Source organism: Mycolicibacterium septicum DSM 44393, from assembly GCF_000455325.1.
Lineage (GTDB): Bacteria > Actinomycetota > Actinomycetes > Mycobacteriales > Mycobacteriaceae > Mycobacterium > Mycobacterium septicum.
Genome location: NZ_HG322951.1, coordinates 1,639,541 through 1,657,558, shown reverse-complemented (window position 1 = coordinate 1,657,558; position 18,018 = coordinate 1,639,541). Strand labels below are relative to the sequence as shown.

At 66.3% G+C, this 18,018-nt stretch carries 17 protein-coding genes and 1 tRNA gene; 3 read left to right on the top strand and 15 right to left on the bottom strand.

What is annotated here, in order from left to right:
• Positions 1–69 precede the first annotated feature (69 nt).
• The gene (gene hydA / locus TX88_RS07780) at positions 70–1,488 is read right to left on the bottom strand and encodes a dihydropyrimidinase (RefSeq protein WP_044519187.1); all 1,419 of its coding nucleotides are present in this window, start codon (positions 1,486–1,488) and stop codon (positions 70–72) included.
• Between the two features lie 207 nt (positions 1,489–1,695).
• On the opposite strand from hydA, the gene TX88_RS07775 reads away from it, so the two are divergent.
• On the top strand, positions 1,696–2,838 hold the full coding sequence (locus TX88_RS07775) for a PucR family transcriptional regulator (protein ID WP_244438378.1): 1,143 nt from the start codon (positions 1,696–1,698) through the stop codon (positions 2,836–2,838).
• A 22-nt stretch (positions 2,839–2,860) separates the two neighbouring features.
• Here TX88_RS07775 and TX88_RS07770 read toward each other — a convergent pair whose 3' ends face one another.
• Positions 2,861–4,069, bottom strand: coding sequence for an RtcB family protein (locus tag TX88_RS07770; protein ID WP_044515870.1), 1,209 nt, complete (start codon positions 4,067–4,069; stop codon positions 2,861–2,863).
• Between the two features lie 245 nt (positions 4,070–4,314).
• On the opposite strand from TX88_RS07770, the gene TX88_RS07765 reads away from it, so the two are divergent.
• The gene (locus TX88_RS07765) at positions 4,315–4,515 is read left to right on the top strand and encodes a hypothetical protein (protein ID WP_162563101.1); all 201 of its coding nucleotides are present in this window, start codon (positions 4,315–4,317) and stop codon (positions 4,513–4,515) included.
• A 66-nt stretch (positions 4,516–4,581) separates the two neighbouring features.
• Here the strand turns inward: TX88_RS07765 and TX88_RS07760 are convergent.
• Positions 4,582–4,664 (bottom strand) — tRNA-Tyr (locus TX88_RS07760).
• A 108-nt stretch (positions 4,665–4,772) separates the two neighbouring features.
• Between TX88_RS07760 and TX88_RS07755 the strand changes: the two genes are divergently transcribed.
• Entirely contained in the window at positions 4,773–5,264 is a 492-nt protein-coding gene (locus TX88_RS07755; protein WP_044515866.1) for a YajQ family cyclic di-GMP-binding protein, read from the top strand.
• A gap of 73 nt (positions 5,265–5,337) precedes the next feature.
• Here TX88_RS07755 and TX88_RS07750 read toward each other — a convergent pair whose 3' ends face one another.
• The 12 genes from TX88_RS07750 to TX88_RS07695 all read right to left on the bottom strand — a co-directional run bounded on the left by TX88_RS07750 (position 5,338) and on the right by TX88_RS07695 (position 17,978).
• Positions 5,338–6,516, bottom strand: coding sequence for an MFS transporter (locus tag TX88_RS07750; RefSeq protein ID WP_044515864.1), 1,179 nt, complete (start codon positions 6,514–6,516; stop codon positions 5,338–5,340).
• Positions 6,513–7,850 carry an LLM class flavin-dependent oxidoreductase gene (locus TX88_RS07745; protein ID WP_044515863.1) on the bottom strand — a complete coding sequence of 446 codons (1,338 nt, stop codon included), beginning with the start codon at positions 7,848–7,850 and terminating at the stop codon, positions 6,513–6,515. The genes TX88_RS07750 and TX88_RS07745 overlap by 4 nt, the downstream gene beginning before the upstream one ends.
• 43 nt (positions 7,851–7,893) lie before the next feature.
• On the bottom strand, positions 7,894–8,751 hold the full coding sequence (locus tag TX88_RS07740; RefSeq protein ID WP_244438377.1) for an ABC transporter permease: 858 nt from the start codon (positions 8,749–8,751) through the stop codon (positions 7,894–7,896).
• The gene (locus TX88_RS07735) at positions 8,744–9,547 is read right to left on the bottom strand and encodes an ABC transporter ATP-binding protein (protein ID WP_044515861.1); all 804 of its coding nucleotides are present in this window, start codon (positions 9,545–9,547) and stop codon (positions 8,744–8,746) included. The genes TX88_RS07740 and TX88_RS07735 overlap by 8 nt, the downstream gene beginning before the upstream one ends.
• Positions 9,544–10,575, bottom strand: a complete 1,032-nt coding sequence (locus TX88_RS07730) for an ABC transporter substrate-binding protein (RefSeq protein WP_409365879.1) — start codon at positions 10,573–10,575, stop codon at positions 9,544–9,546. The genes TX88_RS07735 and TX88_RS07730 overlap by 4 nt, the downstream gene beginning before the upstream one ends.
• A 138-nt stretch (positions 10,576–10,713) precedes the next feature.
• On the bottom strand, positions 10,714–11,523 hold the full coding sequence (locus tag TX88_RS07725; protein WP_044519184.1) for a DUF3298 domain-containing protein: 810 nt from the start codon (positions 11,521–11,523) through the stop codon (positions 10,714–10,716).
• Positions 11,524–11,533: 10 nt separating this feature from the next.
• Positions 11,534–12,208 (bottom strand): Rv1363c family protein, encoded by a 675-nt coding sequence (locus TX88_RS07720; protein ID WP_044515858.1) that lies wholly within the window; start codon positions 12,206–12,208, stop codon positions 11,534–11,536.
• A gap of 24 nt (positions 12,209–12,232) precedes the next feature.
• Positions 12,233–13,483, bottom strand: coding sequence for an MlaD family protein (locus tag TX88_RS07715; protein WP_044515857.1), 1,251 nt, complete (start codon positions 13,481–13,483; stop codon positions 12,233–12,235).
• Positions 13,480–14,745, bottom strand: a complete 1,266-nt coding sequence (locus TX88_RS07710; protein ID WP_044515856.1) for an MlaD family protein — start codon at positions 14,743–14,745, stop codon at positions 13,480–13,482. Before TX88_RS07710 ends, TX88_RS07715 begins: the two co-directional genes overlap by 4 nt.
• Positions 14,742–15,860, bottom strand: a complete 1,119-nt coding sequence (locus TX88_RS07705) for an MCE family protein (protein WP_044515854.1) — start codon at positions 15,858–15,860, stop codon at positions 14,742–14,744. Before TX88_RS07705 ends, TX88_RS07710 begins: the two co-directional genes overlap by 4 nt.
• On the bottom strand, positions 15,857–16,930 hold the full coding sequence (locus TX88_RS07700) for an MlaD family protein (protein WP_044515853.1): 1,074 nt from the start codon (positions 16,928–16,930) through the stop codon (positions 15,857–15,859). Before TX88_RS07700 ends, TX88_RS07705 begins: the two co-directional genes overlap by 4 nt.
• Complete coding sequence (locus tag TX88_RS07695) at positions 16,923–17,978, bottom strand: MlaD family protein (RefSeq protein ID WP_044515851.1); 1,056 nt, start codon at positions 17,976–17,978, stop codon at positions 16,923–16,925. Before TX88_RS07695 ends, TX88_RS07700 begins: the two co-directional genes overlap by 8 nt.
• Between the last annotated feature and the right edge of the window lie 40 nt (positions 17,979–18,018).

Sequence of the window (18,018 nt, the reverse complement as noted above, 5' to 3'; positions counted from 1 at the left end):
GTTTTCCTCCAGGCACGTTGAATGAACGTCGCGGGCATCGGCGACGCTTGACGATGCGGTCGATCCCGCTCAGATCAGGTATTGCGACAGCCCGCGTTTGAGGTAGCTGCCGTGGCCTTTCCCGCCGAGGTACTGACCACGGTCGACGACGACGGTGCCGCGCGACAGCACGGTCTGCACACCGCCGTCGATCTCGAAGCCCTCCCAGGTGGAGTGGTCGAGGTTCGAGTGGTGGGTCTTGTCGAAGCCGATCGAGGTGTGCGCGTTGGGGTCATAGATCACGACGTCGGCGTCGGCCCCTGGCGAGATGATGCCCTTGCGCGGGTAGAGCCCGAACATGCGGGCCGGGGTGGTGGCGCACACGTCGACCCAGCGCTCCAGGCTCAGGTTGCCGTTGACCACGCCCTGGTACATCAGGTCGATGCGGTGTTCCACACCGGCCATCCCGTTGGGGATCTTGGAGAAGTCGTCGATGCCCATCTCCTTCTGCCCCTTGAAACAGAACGGACAGTGGTCGGTGGACACCGTCGCCACGTCGCCGGTGCGGATGTAGCGCCACAGCTCGTCCTGGTGCCGCTCCTCGCGGGAGCGCAAGGGGGTGGAGCACACCCACTTGGCGCCCTCGAACCCAGCGGCGCCCAGCTGCTCCTCCAGCGACAGGTACAGGTACTGCGGGCAGGTCTCGGCGAAGACGTTGGCGCCGCGACCCCGAGCGGTGGCGATCTGCTCCATGGCCTGCTTGGCCGAAACATGGACCACATACAGCGGCGCCCCGGTGACCTTCGCCAGCATGATCGCGCGGTGGGTGGCCTCCTCTTCCAGCTCCCACGGCCGGGACACCCCGTGGTAGTAAGGCGAGGTTTCACCACGTTCGATGTGCTGGGCCACCAGCTGATCGATCGCGATGCCGTTCTCGGCATGCATCATCGTCAGCGCGCCGTTGCTTGCACACTGCTGCATGGCCCGCAGGATCTGACCGTCGTCGGAGTAGTACACCCCGGGGTAGGCCATGAACAGCTTGAAGCTCGTCACGCCCTCGGCGACCAGCTCGTCCATCGCCTTGAGGGCATCGGAGTCCACGCCGCCCAGGATCTGGTGGAAGCCGTAGTCGATCGCGCAGTTGCCCGCGGCCTTCGTGTGCCATGCGGCCAGGGTGTCCTGTACCCGCTCCCCCTGCCGCTGGATCGCGAAGTCGATGATCGTGGTGGTGCCGCCGTGGGCGGCCGCGCGGGTGCCGGTCTCGAAGGTGTCGGAGGCGACGGTGCCGCCGAACGGCATCTCCATGTGGGTGTGGGCGTCGACGCCGCCCGGGATGACGTAGCGGCCCGAGGCATCCAGCACGCGGTCGAAAGTCCGGTCGGGATCGCCGAAGGGAGCCAGCTCCGGATCGACCAGGGCAGCGATGCGCTCGCCGTCGATGAGCACGTCGAGCGCCTGGCTACCAGTGGGGGAAACGACGGTGCCGCCGCGGATGTACGTCGTGGACATGGCAACAGATCGTATGGCCGCCAACGTGATCCGGCCCATAGCCGCCGTGCAACGTATCGGCCCGCACAAATTGTGCACACGCACACCCAGGCGCCGTATCCACCCGGGTTTCCTGCCCCGAATTGGGCACGGCGGCCCAACCGCGGGCGGGAACGGTTCCGATCGCTCACCCTACGAACCCGTCTGGTCTGCAGTAGCCTGCCCGAGATGCGCAATCTGTCCGGCCGCCGCGAAGACACCCGGCTTCGCTGGCGCTGGCTGCTCGCGCAGCTCGACAACCTCGACGACGACCTGGCCGCCGAGTACCTGACGCAGATCGACCGGGGTGCCCGGTTCTACGACAGCGTCCCCGAGGAAGACGACCTTCTCGGCGCGGCGCGGCTGGCGTTCCGCTACCTGCTGGCCGCCCTCCTGGAACGACCGATGAGCGCCGAGCTGGCGGAGTTCCCCGCAGCGGTCGGAGCCTTGCGCGCCACCCAGGGCATCGCGCTGGAGAACCTCACCGCCGCGGTGCGCACCGACTTCCTCGTCGCGTGGTCGGCGCTGTTGAAGCTGGCCGGCGACGACGACATGGCCGTACTGGCGCTGCACGTCGACGTGCTCTGGCAGGCCGTCGACGACTTCGCGATCAGAGTGCAGCGCGGCTATCTGGACCAGCGGCTGTCGATGGCAAGGACCAGCACCCTCGAGCAACAACACAGCCTGTCCGAACTGTTCTCCGGCGAGCCCGCACCGACCACCGTTCGGCGCGCGGCCCAGATCCTGGGCCTCGACGAGGCGGCCACCTATTGGGTGATCGGGATTGCCGGCGAGGAGGCCGGGCGCACCGTCACCCGCCGCCTGCTCAATCGACACCTGACCTCGCTGGATTACGTCGACCACGGCGTCGCGCTGATCCTGGTGGCCGCCGACCCACGCTGGCCCGACGACGAGGCGCTGGTGACCGACCTGCTCGCCGATCTCGACGGCGCCGTCGCACCCCGGGCGGTGACCCTGCCGGAGATACACCGAGCCGCCGCGACGGTTCGGATGCTTGTCGATCTGGACCTGAAGTCGACCACGCTGCGCCGGTCATGGGCACAGCTGTCGATCACGCAGCTTTCAGAGGTGATCGAGGACCTGCGCGGGTATGTGCTCGGTCCGCTCCACGACGTTCACGACTACGAGTTGATCGTCGAGACGATCCAGGTGTTCGCCGGCAGCGGTTCGGTCTCCGACACCGCGTCGGAGCTCTACTGCCACCGCAACACCGTGATGAACCGGATCCGCCGGTTCGAGGAGGCGACCGGGATCAGCCTGCGCAGCCCCCGCTCGCTGGCGATGGTGCAGCTGTGCCTGCTGCCCACGTAGGTCCCGACCGGACGGCCAGGACCTACGTGCCCTTCACGTTCAGCACCTGACGCAGCTCATGCTCGACCTCGATGAGGCTCGAAGCGTCGGCCATGACGACGTCGATGTCCTTGTACGCATCGGGGATCTCGTCGACCCACTGCTCGCCGTGCCGGTACTCGATGCCCTGCATCCGCGCCGCGAGGTCGTCCGCGGTGAACCGGCGGCGGGCCTCGTTACGGGAGAACCGGCGCCCGGCCCCGTGCGGAGCCGAGCACAGGCCGGCGGGGTTGCCCTTGCCGCGCACCACATACGAACGGGTGCCCATGCTGCCGGGGATCAGCCCCATGACGCCCGCGTGGGCATCGATCGCGCCCTTGCGGGTCAGCCACACGTCGCGGCCACCATGGTGTTCCTTACGGGTGTAGTTGTGATGGCAGTTGATCCGCTCGACCTCGAAGTCGCCCGCAGTCTTCGGCTGATCCAAATGGGCATAACCCATCCACGCGGCGAACACCCACATGTAGCGGTCCATCATCTCGGCGCGGTTCTCGAACGCGAATCGCTGCGCCCAGTTGAGTTCCCGCAGATAGTCGGTGAACTCGAGCGTGCCCTGCGGTAGGTAGGCCAGGTCCGGGTTGGGCAGCTCGATCCACCACCGCTTCATGAGCTTCTGCGCGATCTTGATGTGCTTCTGCGCGATCTTGTTTCCGACACCACGAGAACCCGAATGCAGGAACAGCCACACCCGGTCGGCCTGGTCCAGGCACAACTCGATGAAGTGGTTGCCGCCGCCGAGGGAACCGAGTTGCTCGCGCCACTTGGGCGAGTGCGACAGGTCGATTCCGCCGTCCTGCGCCAAGTGCTCGAGGTCTGCGATGCGGCCCGCCGTGAACGGGAACCGCGCGAGCGTGTCGTTGTAATTGCCCGGCGACAGCGGAATCGCCGTCTCGATCGCGGTACGCAGCGCAGCCAGGTCACGGCCCTGAAGGTCGGTGGCGGTGAATTCCGTGCGGGCGGCGATCATCCCGCACCCGATGTCGACGCCGACGGCAGCCGGGATCACGGCGTCGATGGTGGGGATGACCGTGCCGACGGCCGACCCCTTCCCGCTGTGGGCATCTGGCATCAGCGCGACATGAGGGTGCACGAACGGCATCGAGGCGGTCTGCTTCGCCTGCTCGATGGTGTTGTCGTCGATGTGGCTGGCGAAGTTCAACAGCTTGTGGTCGACGACGCGGTGCGTAGTCATGACCTCGATTCTCCCGACACTGTCGAGAGGATTGTTTACGCCGGCCGACTGCCGGGAATCACAGTCCAGCGGGTTGACGGATTCGCCCTGCGTAGAGACGGATTCACCGTTTCTCGAGGAGTGTTGCGTGACGCAGGGCTTGCGCCGGATTTGAGGGAACGGTACTCCCGCGCCAGAATGGAGTTCAGATCACTTAGGCAGGCTCAGCATCGGGGGATGCGGTGAAACTCGGTTGGTATGTCTTCATGTACCGCCCTGACGGTGGCGTGATGCCCATCGCCGGGTTCTGGCGCAAACGCACCGCGTTGCGGTGGGCCGAGGCGCACGCAGAACCGGACCACCACCTTGAGGTCCATCGCTTCGACTGGTGGGCGGCCGACACTGCCGGCCAGCGGACGGCAGCCGACCCGGCGAGCGGATGCCAGAGGTCCGACGACCGTCGATAGGCACCAACCTCGGCAGTCAGCCCACAAAACCAAAACAGGCCCCCTCGAAAGGGGGCCTGACTTGGGTGGCAGATGCAGGATTCGAACCTGCGTAGGCGTAAGCCGACGGATTTACAGTCCGCTCCCATTGGCCGCTCGGGCAATCTGCCTGGTGTCGCCCCGCCCCGTTTCCGGTTTGGTGCGACTAGCAGGGTACAACGAGGATGTACCTAAGTTACAAACCGGCAGGATTATCGAGGGAAGAGGAGGGGCGTCCAATGGCGGATTCCAGCTTCGACGTCGTCAGCAAGGTCGACCGTCAGGAGGTCGATAACGCGCTCAACCAGGCCGCCAAGGAACTGTCCACCCGGTTCGACTTCCGCGGCACCGACACCAGCATCGCCTGGAAGGGCGAAGAGGTGATCGAACTCACCTCCAGCACCGAGGAGCGCGTCAAGGCCGCGGTCGACGTGTTCAAGGAGAAATTGGTCCGCCGCGACATCTCGATGAAGGCCTTCGACGCCGGCGAACCACAGGCCAGCGGCAAGACCTACAAGGTGTCCGGCGACATCAAGCAGGGCATCAGCAGCGAGCAGGCCAAGAAGATCACCAAGATCATCCGCGACGAAGGCCCCAAGGGCGTCAAGGCGCAGATCCAGGGTGAAGAGATCCGGGTCAGCTCGAAGAAGCGCGACGACTTGCAGGCCGTCCAGGCGCTGCTGCGTGGTGCCGACCTCGACGTGGCGCTGCAGTTCGTCAACTACCGCTAGGGGACGCCTGTCGAGTGTGCGCTCAGATCGCGTTTGACGACGAAATCGCGCTCTGAGCGCACACTCGGCACACTCAGCGCGTCGGCCAGGGTGAGAACCTCGGGATGAAGCGGTGCATGGTGGCCGCCCCGGCGCACGACACCGCGCCCAGGGCAGCCGCCGCGACGCCGAGCGGGGCCACCGCAGCCACCCCGCCGACCGCCAGCGGCCCGAGGAACATCCCGCTGTCGTGCATCAGCCGCCAGGCGGCCAGGAACTCTGCCCGGGTCGCCGTGGGCGCCACGTCGGCGCCCAGCGTCATGATCACGCCGTTGCCCAGCCCGTTGCCCACACCCATCAACACGGCCACGGCCGTCAAGCCGATCACCCCGGCGGCGAACGGCAACGCGAACAACGACGCACCGATCACCAACAGTGACGGCACCGCCATCGCCCGCCGCCCATAGCGGTCCATCACCATCCCGGACGGGTAGGAACACAACAGGTCGGCCAACGCACCGACGCCGAACACCAATGAGGCTGTCGCCGCGCTCAGCCCGATGTGATCGGCCCACAGCGGCAGCACCGCATCCCGGGACGACCGTGCCGCCCCCATCATCAGCGCGCCCAGTCCGAGGGTGCCCAGCAGCGCGCGGTGCGTGCGCACGATCTCGACCAGCCGTGCCCCGCCGGGCACCGCGCCCTCGGCACGCGGCGGATCGGCCAGCCGCGCCATCAGAAACCCCGACACCACGATGCCGATCAGCTGGACGACGAAGCCGCCCCGAGCCCCGACGGCCAGGATCACCGCCGCCCCGATGAGCGGCCCGACGAAGTAGCCCAGCCGCCACGTCATGGCGAACATCGCCATCGCGCGGGCCCGTCTCTCGACACCCACGGCCTCGGCCAGGTAGCTCTGCCGCGCCAAACCCCATACCGCGCTGGAGAACCCGGTCAGCAGCGCACCGACGCCCAGCACCATCGGATTCCAGGCGACCAGGGACAGCAGCACACCCGCCGTACCGAGCGAGGACCCGGCGATGATCGACCGACGCTCCCCGAACCGGGCCACCATTCGCCCGGCGGGCAGGTCGCCGAACACCGCACCGAGACCGACGAGCGCGACGACGAACCCGGCCACGCCCACCGAGGCACCGAGATCCCGTGCGATGAGCGCGATCACCGGTGCGCCGGCGCCCTGCCCGATCCCGAAGATCGCGGACGGCAGGAAGACTGTGGTGGCCAGAGAGCGGAGCGGGACGCCCTCGCTCACGCGCTGGTTTCGGCCGCCGTCACCGTGTAACGGCTGGGCCGGTGCGCCAGCCCGTAGTGTCCGCGCAGCGTCGTCGCGGTGTAGTCGGTCCGAAACAGTCCGCGCCGCTGCAGGATCGGCACCACCTGCTCGACGAAATCCTCCAGCCCGCCCGGCAGATACGGCGGCATGATGTTGAAACCGTCGGCGGCGCCCTCGCTGAACCACAGCTCCAAGTTGTCGGCCACCTGCTCGGCAGTCCCCGCGAAGGTCCGGTGCCCGCGGCCCCCACCGAGTTTGGCGATCAGCTGCCGTACGGTCAGCGACTCGCTGCTGGCGAGATCCTTCACCAGTTGGTAGCGGCTCTTGTTGCCCTGGATCTGCTCGATGGGCGGCAGCGCGGGCAACGGTGCGTCGAGCGCATGCGCGGTCAGGTCCACTCCGAGCATCTGCGACAGCTGGCGCAACGAGTACTCGGGCGAGATCAGGTCGGTGAACTGCTGTTCCAGTTCGCGGGCGGCGTCCTCGGTGGGGCCGATGAACGGCACGATGCCGGGCAGGATCTTCACTTCGTCGGCGCTGCGGCCGAACTTCACGGCGCGAGCTTTCACGTCGCGGTAGAACGCCTTGCCGTCGGCCACCGAGCGCTGCGCGGTGAAGATCGCCTCGGCATAGCGCGCGGCGAAATCCTTGCCCGACTCCGAGGACCCGGCCTGCACCAACAGCGGTCGGCCCTGCACCGAACGCGGTGTGTTCAGTGGGCCACGGACCTTGAAGTGCTCGCCGTCGTGGTCGATCCGGTGCACCCGCTCCGTATCGGCGAAGGTACCGCTGGCCTCGTCGAGGACCAGTGCGTCGTCTTCCCAGCTGTCCCACAAAGCCGTTGCCACGTCGACGAATTCAGTGGCACGCCGATAGCGGCCGCCATGGTCGGGGATGCCCTCGACGCCGAAGTTGGCCGCTTCGTCCTCCCCCGCCGAGGTGACGATGTTCCACCCGGCCCGGCCTCCGCTGATGTGATCCAGGGAGGCGAAGCTGCGGGCCAGGGTATAGGGCTCGATGTAGCCGGTGGTCGCGGTGGCGATCAGGCCGACATGCTCGGTGACCGTCGCCATCGCGGTGAGCAGCGTGATCGGCTCGAAGATCGCCTGCGTGTTGTGCTTCACCCGCGGCCCCACGGCCAACCCGTCGGCGAAGAACACCGAATCCAGCTTGCCGCGTTCGGCCAGTTGGGCCAGACGCTGGAAGTGCTTGACGTCGGTCAGGTTTCGTACGTCGGTGCGCTCGTGCCGCCACGCTGCCTCGTGGTGCCCGACTCCCATGAGGAAGGCGTTGAGATGAAGTTGTCGCGTCATGAAGATCCTTGTCGAGTTCTCGTACGTTTCGTATGTCCGGTGTTCAGGTCGTGGCCCGCCAGCCCGACAACCGCCCCTCGATGGCCACCACGATGCCGTTGAAGATGACGCCCACCAGCGCGATCGTCACGATGCCGGCGTACATGTTGGGGATCTGGAAGTTGAGCTGTGATGCGGTGATCAGGTAACCCAATCCCGCCTTGGCGCCGACCATCTCGGCGGCGATCAGCACCAGGATCGAGGAGGCCGCCGCCATGCGCAGGCCGGTGAAGATGGTGGGCACCGCCGCGGGCAGGATCACCTTCTGGAACAGCCTGATCGGTGAAAGCCCGAGGGAACGAGCCGATTTGATCAGGAGCGGGTCAACGGTGCGCACCCCGGAGATGGTGTTGAGCAGGATCGGGAACGACGCGGCATAGATCACCAGGGCCACTTTGGAGGTCTCCCCGATCCCCAGGATCAGGATGAACACCGGCAGCAGGGCGAGTGCGGCGGTGTTGCGGAACAGCTCCAGGATCGGGTTGAGGAACTCGGCGACCGGCCGGTACCAGGCGATCGCCACTCCCAACGGGATGCTGACCACGATCGCGATGGCCAGACCGGCCAGCGCGCGCGACAGGCTGGCCGAGACATGCTCCCACAGTTGGCCGTTGTTCAGCAGGGTGAACCACGCGCTGACGACCTCGGAGAACGGCGGCAGAAAGACCTTGTCCACCAGCCCGATCCGCGGGGCCACCTCCCACAGCGCCAGGAACGCGGCGACGACCACGGTGGCACGTAACACCCGCCAGGTGAGGGCCTGCAGCCGGCGCCCGCGATGCTCGGGTTCGGCCGCCGCCGGCGCCTCGGTCGGGATTTCGGCGTGCGACTCGACGGGAGCCACCGCGACGGCGCTAGACATGTTGGACCTCCTCGGACCGGGCGCGTTCCACCTCGTCGTGAAGAAGCGACCAGATGTGGTGGCGTTGCGCCCGGAATCCCTCGCTGGAGCGGACGTCGTCGGTGTTGCGGTCGATGTCGACGTCGACGATCTGCTTGATCCGGCCCGGCCGTGACGTCAGCACCGCGACCCGCTGGCCGAGGTACAGCGCCTCGTCGATGCCGTGGGTGATGAACAGGATGGTCTTACCGGTGGCCTGCCAGATCCTGAGCAGTTCGTCCTGCAGGGATTCCCGGGTCTGGGCATCCAGCGCGGCGAACGGCTCGTCCATCAGCAGCACCTCGGGGTCGAACGCGAGGCTGCGGGCGATCGCGACGCGCTGCTTCATCCCACCGGACAGCTCGTGCGGGTAGCGATCGGCGAAGCCCTGCAGCCCCACCAGCTCGAGGTACTCCTCGGCCCGCCGGCGCCGCTCGGCCGAGGGCAGACCCTTTGCTTCCAGACCGAATTCGATGTTCTTACGGGCGGTGCGCCACGGCAGCAGTGCGTACTGCTGGAAGACGATGCCCCGATCCAGCCCGGGCCCGGTGATCGGCTTGCCGTCGAGCAGGATCTCCCCCGACGTCGGTTGGGTCAGCCCGCCGAGCAGGTCCAGCAGCGTCGACTTGCCGCAACCACTCGGCCCGACCAGCACCAGGAACTCACCTGCCGTGACGTCGATGCTGATGTCCTGGATGGCGGTGAAGCTGGTCTTCTCACCACGGATCGGGAATTGCTTGGTCACGCTGCGCAGGCGCAGCTTGGGTTGCGTACTCACTTGTGCGCCAGCACTTTCCCGTCCGGACCGCTGCCTTCGGGATAGGTTCCGTTGGCGTACGGGTTGAGATCGTTCGTGTAGAGATCCTTGGCCTTGAGCTGGCCTTCCTTGAGCTCGCCGTTGCGGACCAGCCAGTCGATCCAGGTCTGTAGTTCGCGTTCGGCGATCACCGCGCCGGGTACCGGAATGCCCGAGCTGCGCCAGTATTCGATGGACTGGGTGTCCTCGTTGCGCTTTCGCTTGTTGATGATCTCGCGGAACTTGGCCACCACCTCGTCGCGCGGGGTCACCTGGGTCCAGCGGATGGCCCGGGCCGTGCCCTGGACGTAATCGGCGACCGCATCCCGGTTCTTGGCCAGGAACTCGTCACGGACCACATAGGTGCCGTAGCTGAACGCCCCGAACAGTGACTTGTCGGTGAACAGCGGCCGGATCCCTCCGCGTTGCTGCGCGGTCTCGCGCCAGATCCCGTTGAGCGCCGCGACGTCGATCTGCTTCTCCCGCAACGCCTGCTCGGTGTTGACCGGCGGCACCACCGTGAGGGTCACCGTTTTGATCTCGTCGTTGGTCAGTCCCTCTTTGGCCAGCCATTCCCGGGTCAGGAACTCGTGGTGGGCGCCAAGGGTATTCATCCCGACCTTCTTGCCGATCAGGTCGCGTGCCGAGTGGATCGGGCTGTTCTCCAGCACGAAGTAGCCGGTGTATTCGCCCTCATCGGCGCCATAGGAGCTGAGCACCGAGGTGATCGGCGCACCGGCGGCGTTGAGTTTGACCACGGCACCGTTGAACGCCTCACCCACGTCGATATCGCCGGTGGCCACCGACTGGATGTCCTGCGGCCCGCTGGTGGTGTTCCCCACCCAATCGAGCTTGATCGTCTGGTAGTAGCCGAGCTCCTCGGCCAGTTCCTGGAATCGAACCTCGCCGGCCCAGCCCTGGTAACGCACCACGGTCTTGCCGTCTTCGGTGCGGGCCGACTCACCGGACGAGCCACACGCGGTCAGTACCAACGCGAGTGCGCTGAGCATCGCGAGTACCGAACTGAAAAGGCGCATGGCCGTTGTCCCCCATGGAGTCGCACTGATTGGTGCGACTCATGGTGGCAACAAACTCAGGCCGGGTAACCCATTAGCCTCGCGAAGAATCGAAAGGCTCAAGCCTGGAGATCAGGCCCCGCCGTATTGCGGCTGCAGCACCGGGGCCAGCGCCGAGAGCGGAATGTGCGCCTGCACGGTGCCGCCGTCCATCGACCACTGCATCCTGCCCGGGGTGAAATCGATCGGACTGTCACGCCCGACCGGGTAATCCGGCATATAGAGGATCAGCTCGTCCGGGGTCAGCGCCCAGGCCTTGTATCCGCCCGAGTAGACGTTGTCCGGGGTCCAGCGGTCCGGGGTGAACGGATAGGTGCCGGGCTGATGCGGCGGCGGTGCGGCATCGAGCGCGGCGACGATGAACGGCTCCCCCAGGCGCGGGATCTCGGCCCGGAAATCGGCACCCGGTTTGAACAGGTCGGCCAGCTGCAACTGCCGCCCGCCCGCGAACGTGAAGGTGCGGTACGCGTCGCTGACGATGGGCGCGTTCGGGTGTGACAGGGCATCGGTACCGACCGTCCCTGAGTACATCTCATGGAAGACGGCCGTCGTCGCGTCGCCGTGCTGAAAGGTCTCGAACTGCTCCTCACCGAAGCTGTCATGGGCCATCTTCTGCGCGGCGTTGCGCCAGTTGTTCATCAGGTTGGTCAGGTACTGCCGGATGACGGAGTTCTCCACCAGATCGCCGGGCAGTGCCATCTTGATGTCACGAACCGCGTTTCGGTCCGAGGTCACCGACGTATGGCAGGACTGCCCGTCCCATTGGGCGCCCAGTTCGTCACAGAACGATGCCGCCGACGCCGCCGCGGGCGGGGCGGTCGCGACGGCCACCAAGGAGCCCGCGGCCAGGGCTGCCGCGCCGATCAGTTTGCCGATGCGCATCATGGCCGGCTCAGGCGAGTTCCACTTTGCTTGCGCGCCATTGCCCGTCGACCTTCTCCATCGTCATCTTGATGCGGCTGCGGTCGATCCGCGGATCGGGAACGGTGGTGTTGGACACCGACTGGTCGACGAACAACAACACCACGACCTTGTCCTTGCTCGCCGACTGCACGGCCGAGTCCACCACCACGCCATGCGCCGAGGCCTTGTTGTCGATGAGCAGCTGGCGCAGCTGCATGCTCGACTGCGAGTACATGTCCTTGAACTCGCCCGTCGCACCGGCCAGCACCTCGTTGAAGTTCTCGTCGACCTTGCTGGAATCGATACTCGTCAAGATCTGGGCGTATGTCACCGCGGAATCCTGGGCCTGCTTTCCGGCCTGCGCCACCTGGTGTGTCTGCCACACCTGCCACCCCAGGAAGCCTGAAAGTGCCAACGCGGCAACGAATACCGCAGCCACGGCGCCGACGAGCGCGCGCCGGCGCCAGCCGCGGGTCGCGCCCTCCGCCTCGGGCTCGGCTTGGTCGTCGTCGGCCTCGGCCTCGGCCTCGGTTTCGGCCTCGGCCTCATTCTCGGTTTCGGGCTCGACGATCTCGTCGGCCGTCTCTTCGATACCGATTGCGTCGTCGACGATTTCGGTCTTGTCGTCGTCGGTGTGCTTGTCAGCGGTCACGGTCACCGTCATCTCCTTTGGGTGAGGTTGGGTGGATCAGCGGGGCGGTTCGATCGGCAGGGTCGGGCCGCCGTAGGGAGTCGGGATGGTGTAGCGACCTCGCGGAGTCGGGTCGGTGGTGCGCCCGAGATCGGCCCCGGGCGGCGGCCCCGCGGTGTCGTCGTCCGCCGGGCGCGGTGCGTTCTTGGCCCCGCGGACCAGGACGCCCGGGTGATCGTCCCGGCAGTAGGTGTACATGTAGGGCTCCGGGTAGTCGGCCGACGCCGGTGGCCGGCGCGGTGTTCCGTAGTCGCAGGTATAGCGCGGGTAGATGTCGGCGGTGGCCCACAGCCCGTTGTCGTGCATGACGCTGCCCAGTGCGTCGAGCACCGACGTGCGGTAGTTCGGGAACAGCGCGTTCAGTGCCGGCACCCGCAGATACAGCAATTGTGAAGTGCTGGCCAGGCTTCCGAGCAGCTGCACCATGGTGTCGGAGTTGTCGGCGAACAGGTTGTCGACGGAGTTCAACGCACCCGGGGTCTGATCGGTGAGCCGGCGGAAGCCGTCCCGCATCCTGTTGATCCCGACGAACGTCGAGTCGAGATTGTCGGATGCCACCACGATGCCGGCGTTCTTGTCGGCCATCAGGTTGAACACCACGCGGCTGTTGCGCAGCATGCTCACCGTCTCGGGCAGGACCGAATCCAGCGTCGAGAGAAGGAATGTGCCGCCGTCGATGACATCGGCGAGCTTGCCGGGGCCGGCTTGCGACATGCTCAGTTCCCGGCGGATCACTTCGAGCTTGTCGACATTGACCTGGGACAGCGCGCCGTCGGCGTCGGCGAGCAACTGGGCCAGGCTGACCGGCACCGTGGCCTTGCCCAGGCCGATCACGCTGCCGTCGGCCAGGAACGGGCCGTCTGCCGTGTTCGCCGCGAAGTCGATGTACTGCTCACCTGCCGGGGAAAGACCCGACACCCGCACGTCGCTGGACTTCGGAATCGACACTGCCGAATTCACGTTCACCACCGCCTGGACCCCGGTGGGTGTGATGTTGAGCCGTTCCACCTTCCCGATCCGCACGCCGCGCAGGGTGACGTCCTGGTTGGGCAGCAGGCCGGCCGATTCCGGCAGCTCGATGGTGATGCGGTAGCTGGAGTCGAACGGCTTGACCCGCAGCGCCCCGACCATCAGGTAGGCGCCTGCGACCACCAGGGTCATCACCAATGCGCCTGCCGAGAGCCAGGATCGGCGCCGGTATCCGGCCCGGACCACGTTGACCACGGAATCCGCGAGTGTGTTGATCATCGCGGCGCCTCCGCCGCCGGCGCCTCAGCGGGAGCAGGCGGAACCTCGGGAGGCGGTACCGGACCCGGCGCCTCGGGAGGAGCCGCGGGAGCCGGCACGATCTCGCCTGGCTCGGTCGGGCTGGGGATCACCGGCATCTGAGGCACCGCCGGGCCGCGACCCACGACGCGCTCCTGCAACCGCAACAACGTGTACTGGAGGGAGCCGACCAGCTGATGCCAGTTGTAGCGCTTGGGGCCGTGCAATCCCGGGTCACCGGCGAACCCGATATCCGGGATCGACCCGAGGATCAGCCGGTCGATGCTGGCACGCACCGAAAGTCCGCTGCCGGACGTCGCTTTCACCAGTGGCGGCATCAACCGGTTCAGCGCGTACAGCGAGGCATCCGGGGACAGCGCCACATCGTTCCAGGCACCCGCCACCTTGTTGGCGTCGGCGATCGCGCTGCGCCCGCTGGTGTCGGTCCCCGCGATCGACGGGAACTTGCGCAATTGTGCCGAGGTGTCGCCGATCTGGGTGATCAGATCCGCGATCTGGGTGGTGTGCTCGGCCAGTGTGTCGGTGGCCGGCCCGGCCGCGTCCATCAATTCACTGACGGTCTGGTTCTTGTCCTCGATCTGCCGCAGTAGCTGCGACGTCTCGGTCATCGCGGTCGAGAGCTGATCGGAGCGCGCGTTGAGCGTGCCCAGCGTGTGGTTCGTCTTGGCGATCAGGCTTCCGAAGGCCTGCCCCTGGTCACCGGTGGCCTTACCCATGCCGTTGATGATGTTGGTGAAGTTGCGCACCGCCCCACCATTGACCAGGATCGCCGCGGATCCCAGCAGCGATTCCACGGTCGCGGCGGCCCGCGTCGAATCCAGACCGATCGTGTCGCCGTCCTTGAGCAGCGGGGCGTTCAGGTCGACCGGGCTCGGCGGCCTGACCGAGACGAACACATCGCCCAGCGGTGTCGCCGAGCGCAATTCGGCGGTGGTGCCACGGGGCAGCCGGACACCGTCCATGATGCGCAGGGTGGTCACCGCGGTGTAGTTGCTGGCCACCATCGACTCGAGCTCGCCCACATCGGCACCGGCCAACTTCACCTTGGCATTGGCCGGCAGGTTCAGGGCGTTGGAGAAGATCGCGGTCAGCTTGTAACCACCCGAGCCCACGCCGGGAGCCGGCAACGGCAGGCTGGCCAGGCCTTCAGAGGCACAACCCGAAATCGTGAGACAGGCCGTCATCACCACGGGCAGAACATATTTGCGCACCGGTCTGATCATCGCTGCCCCATCGCCGCCATGCCGTCGAGCATGTAGGACAGCCCGAAGTCAGGACCGAAGTCCTGCACTGTTCCGGTGCTGCACCCCAACTGCCGCAGCCCCATCATGTTGCAGACCTCCTTGACTGTCTGCGAATCGAACAGCACCTTGTCCACCAGAACGTGTGCCCGCGCCGAGCCGTTCGTCTGGTCGACGATGTTGTAGATGTTGTCCAGCGTCAACGGGGCCAGATCGAGAAACTCGGCCAGATCCCGCCGCTGGTCCACCGACGTGGTCAGCGCGGTATTGCCGTTGAGGACAATCTGTTTCACCTCGTCGCGGTGGTCCTGCAGCACCTCACCCACCTGGGTGATCACCTGATTGATCTTGTTGCCGGTGGTGCCGCTGCCGAAGTTCTCGTCGGCCAGGATCTGGCTGAGCTGACGGACTGTCGAGCCGAACTCGCGCAGCGTGGCGTCGTTGCGGGCGGCAGCGTCGAACAGTGAGCTCAGGTTGCGCACGATCGTGGTGAGCTGATCGCGGGTGACCGCTCCTCGATCGGAACTGAGCCGCAACGCGTCTGACAATTCGCCGAGGGCGTCCTTCATCTGCTGACCGTTTCCGTCGGCGATCGCGGCGCTGGCGTTGACCACGTCGGCGAGAGGTCCGTTGCCCTTACCGTCGCCCTTCAGTGAGGACGACAGCTTGTCCAGCACGTCGAGCACCCGGGCGAACTCGACCGGGGTCTTGGTCCGGTTCAGGCCGATGGTGTCGTGGTTCTGCAGGGTCGCCCCACCGTGGTAGGCCGGGGTCAGTTCGATCTGGCGGTCGGTGAGGATCGAATTGGAGATGGTGACCGCCTGCGCGTCGGCCGGCACCGGGACGTCCTTGTCGACCGTGAACTCGACCTCGACGTAGTTGCCCTTGGGGGTGATCTTGGTGACGCGGCCCACCTGCATGCCGAGCACGGCAACCGTGTTGCCCTCGTAAAGACCTGCCGCGCTGTCGAACTGGGCGGTCACCGTGATGGTGTTGGTGCGGTCCTTGAGGAACCACCAGCCGGCGCCGGCCACCGCGGCGACCAGCACCACACCGGCCACGCACAGGGCCAGCAGCTTGCTACGAGTCATGCTCATTTGCAGTCCTTGTAGTACTGGATCATGTTGAACTGCTTGGCCCTGCCGCTGATCGCACACATCCAGGAGTCGATCAGCAGCCCGTTGCCGACGTGCATCTCCCCGGCGTTGCCGTTGCCTGTCGCATTGGCGAGTCCGCGCAGGGCGACCGGGCCGGACTGCAGGACGCTGCGCAGCAGATCATCGTGCTGGCCCAACATGTTCGACAGATCCTTGAGATTGGTGAGCAACTGCTCGAGCTGTGGCCGGTCGTCGACCACGATGCCGGTGAGGGTCTGGACCAGATTGGTCAGCGCCGCCAGCATGGCCTGGAATGAGGCCCGGCGCTCGACGAATTCGCCGACCAGGTCATTGCCCTGGTTGACCAGGTTGCCGATGGTGGACTGCTGGCGGCGCAGGGTGTTGCCGACGATGTCGGTGGTCTCCAGCAGAGATCCGAGTTGGTCGCGCCGGTCGGCGATGATGGTCGCCAGCGTGTGGGTGTTCTGCAGTGCCCGCGGCACCACTTCCGGCAACCCTTCCATCTGCTTTCCGAGGATGCTCAGCGTCTGGGCGAACTTGTCGGAGTCGACCTGCTCGAAGGTGGTCGTGACGTCCCCCAGCGCCTCCTGCAGGTCATAGGGCACCTCGGTGTGGGTGAGGTCAAAGGTGTTGTCGGGCAGAGAACCCGAACCCGCGGGCTGCAGGGCCAGATAGCGGGAGCCCAGAATGGTGGTGATCTTGATGACGGCCCGGGAGTCCTCGCCGAGCGGGACGTCGTCGCGCACCTTGAGTTTGGCCTCGACGTGGTCGCCGGCCAGTTTCATGCTCTTGACCTCGCCCACCGGCATACCGGCCACGGTGATCGGGTTGCCCGCCTTGAGCGCGGCGGCCTGCTGGAACCGCGCGGTGTACTGCCGGTAGCCGACATCGGCGACCTTGACGATCAGCATCGCCCCGATCAGCACGGCCACCACGGCGACCGCGATGATCCCGAGCCAGGTCCGGTTGTAGGTCTCCAGCGGACGGCGCTGTTTCTTCCGCGCCTTCGGCGCCTGCGGCGTCTCCGATTTCGTCAGTTGGTCAACCATTGGCCATGTTCCTGCACTTGGGGGTGTACTGCGCCTTGTTCCCCGGGGTGGCGGCGTCGACGATGATCGGGGTGACGTCGTTGAGGCCCGGGAAGAAGCCCGTCGCATTCAGGTCACACGCATAGGTGGTGGCGTAGGCACCCTCGTTGGTGAACCGGGCGAATCCCTTGAGCAGCAACGGCAGATTCGCACCGGTGAACGCGAGCTGCGGTTCGATGCCCACCATGTGCGAGACGAACCCGGGCTGCCGGGTCACGAGCTCGTTCAGCGACGGGTACACCTGATCGCTGATGGTCGACAGCTGCTGCACCACCTTGGAGATCGAACCCAGCGAGTTCACCATCTCGGGCCTGCGGGCGTCGAAGGTGGCGACCATGCCCCGGGTTTGGGTGATCACCTCGTCGAGGCTGTCGTTGTGCTGGGCCAGGTTCTTGGCCACCGCGTTCAGATTGTTGATCACCTCGCCGAGTTCCTGATCCCGGCCTGCGAAGGAATCGGTCAGCTGCGAGGTCTGGTCGACGAGCGCGACGATGGACGCGTTGTCGCCCTGCAGCGAGGCGATCACCCCTTTGGTGAGGTTGTCGGCGTCGCGCGGGTTGAGCACGCTGAACAGCGGCTCATATCCGTTGAGCAGCGTCCCGACGTCGAACGACGGATCGGTCTGTTCGACCGGGATGACGCTGCCGGCCGGAAGCGGGCCCGGGTCACCGATGTTCCCCAGCGACAAGCCCAGATAGCGCTGGCCGACGATGTTCTGGTAGGTGACCGACGCGACCGTCCGGCCGTACATCGGCTGATTGTCCTGCACCACGAACGACACCTTCGCCAGAGCGCCCTCCAGCTCGATCTTCTCCACCCGGCCGACCCGGACCCCGGCCATCCGGACGTCATCGCCCTCACGCAGCCCGAATACATCGGAGAACAGCGCCGCATACGGCACCGTCTTACCCGCCACGTCACGACGCAGCGTGACGTACACGAGCCAGGTCAGCGTCAGAGCGACCACCATGAACAGGGACAGGCCGATCGCCGCACCGCGGTATTTCATTGGCCTGCCTCTCCCGAAACGGACTGTGCGGCAGCGGGTG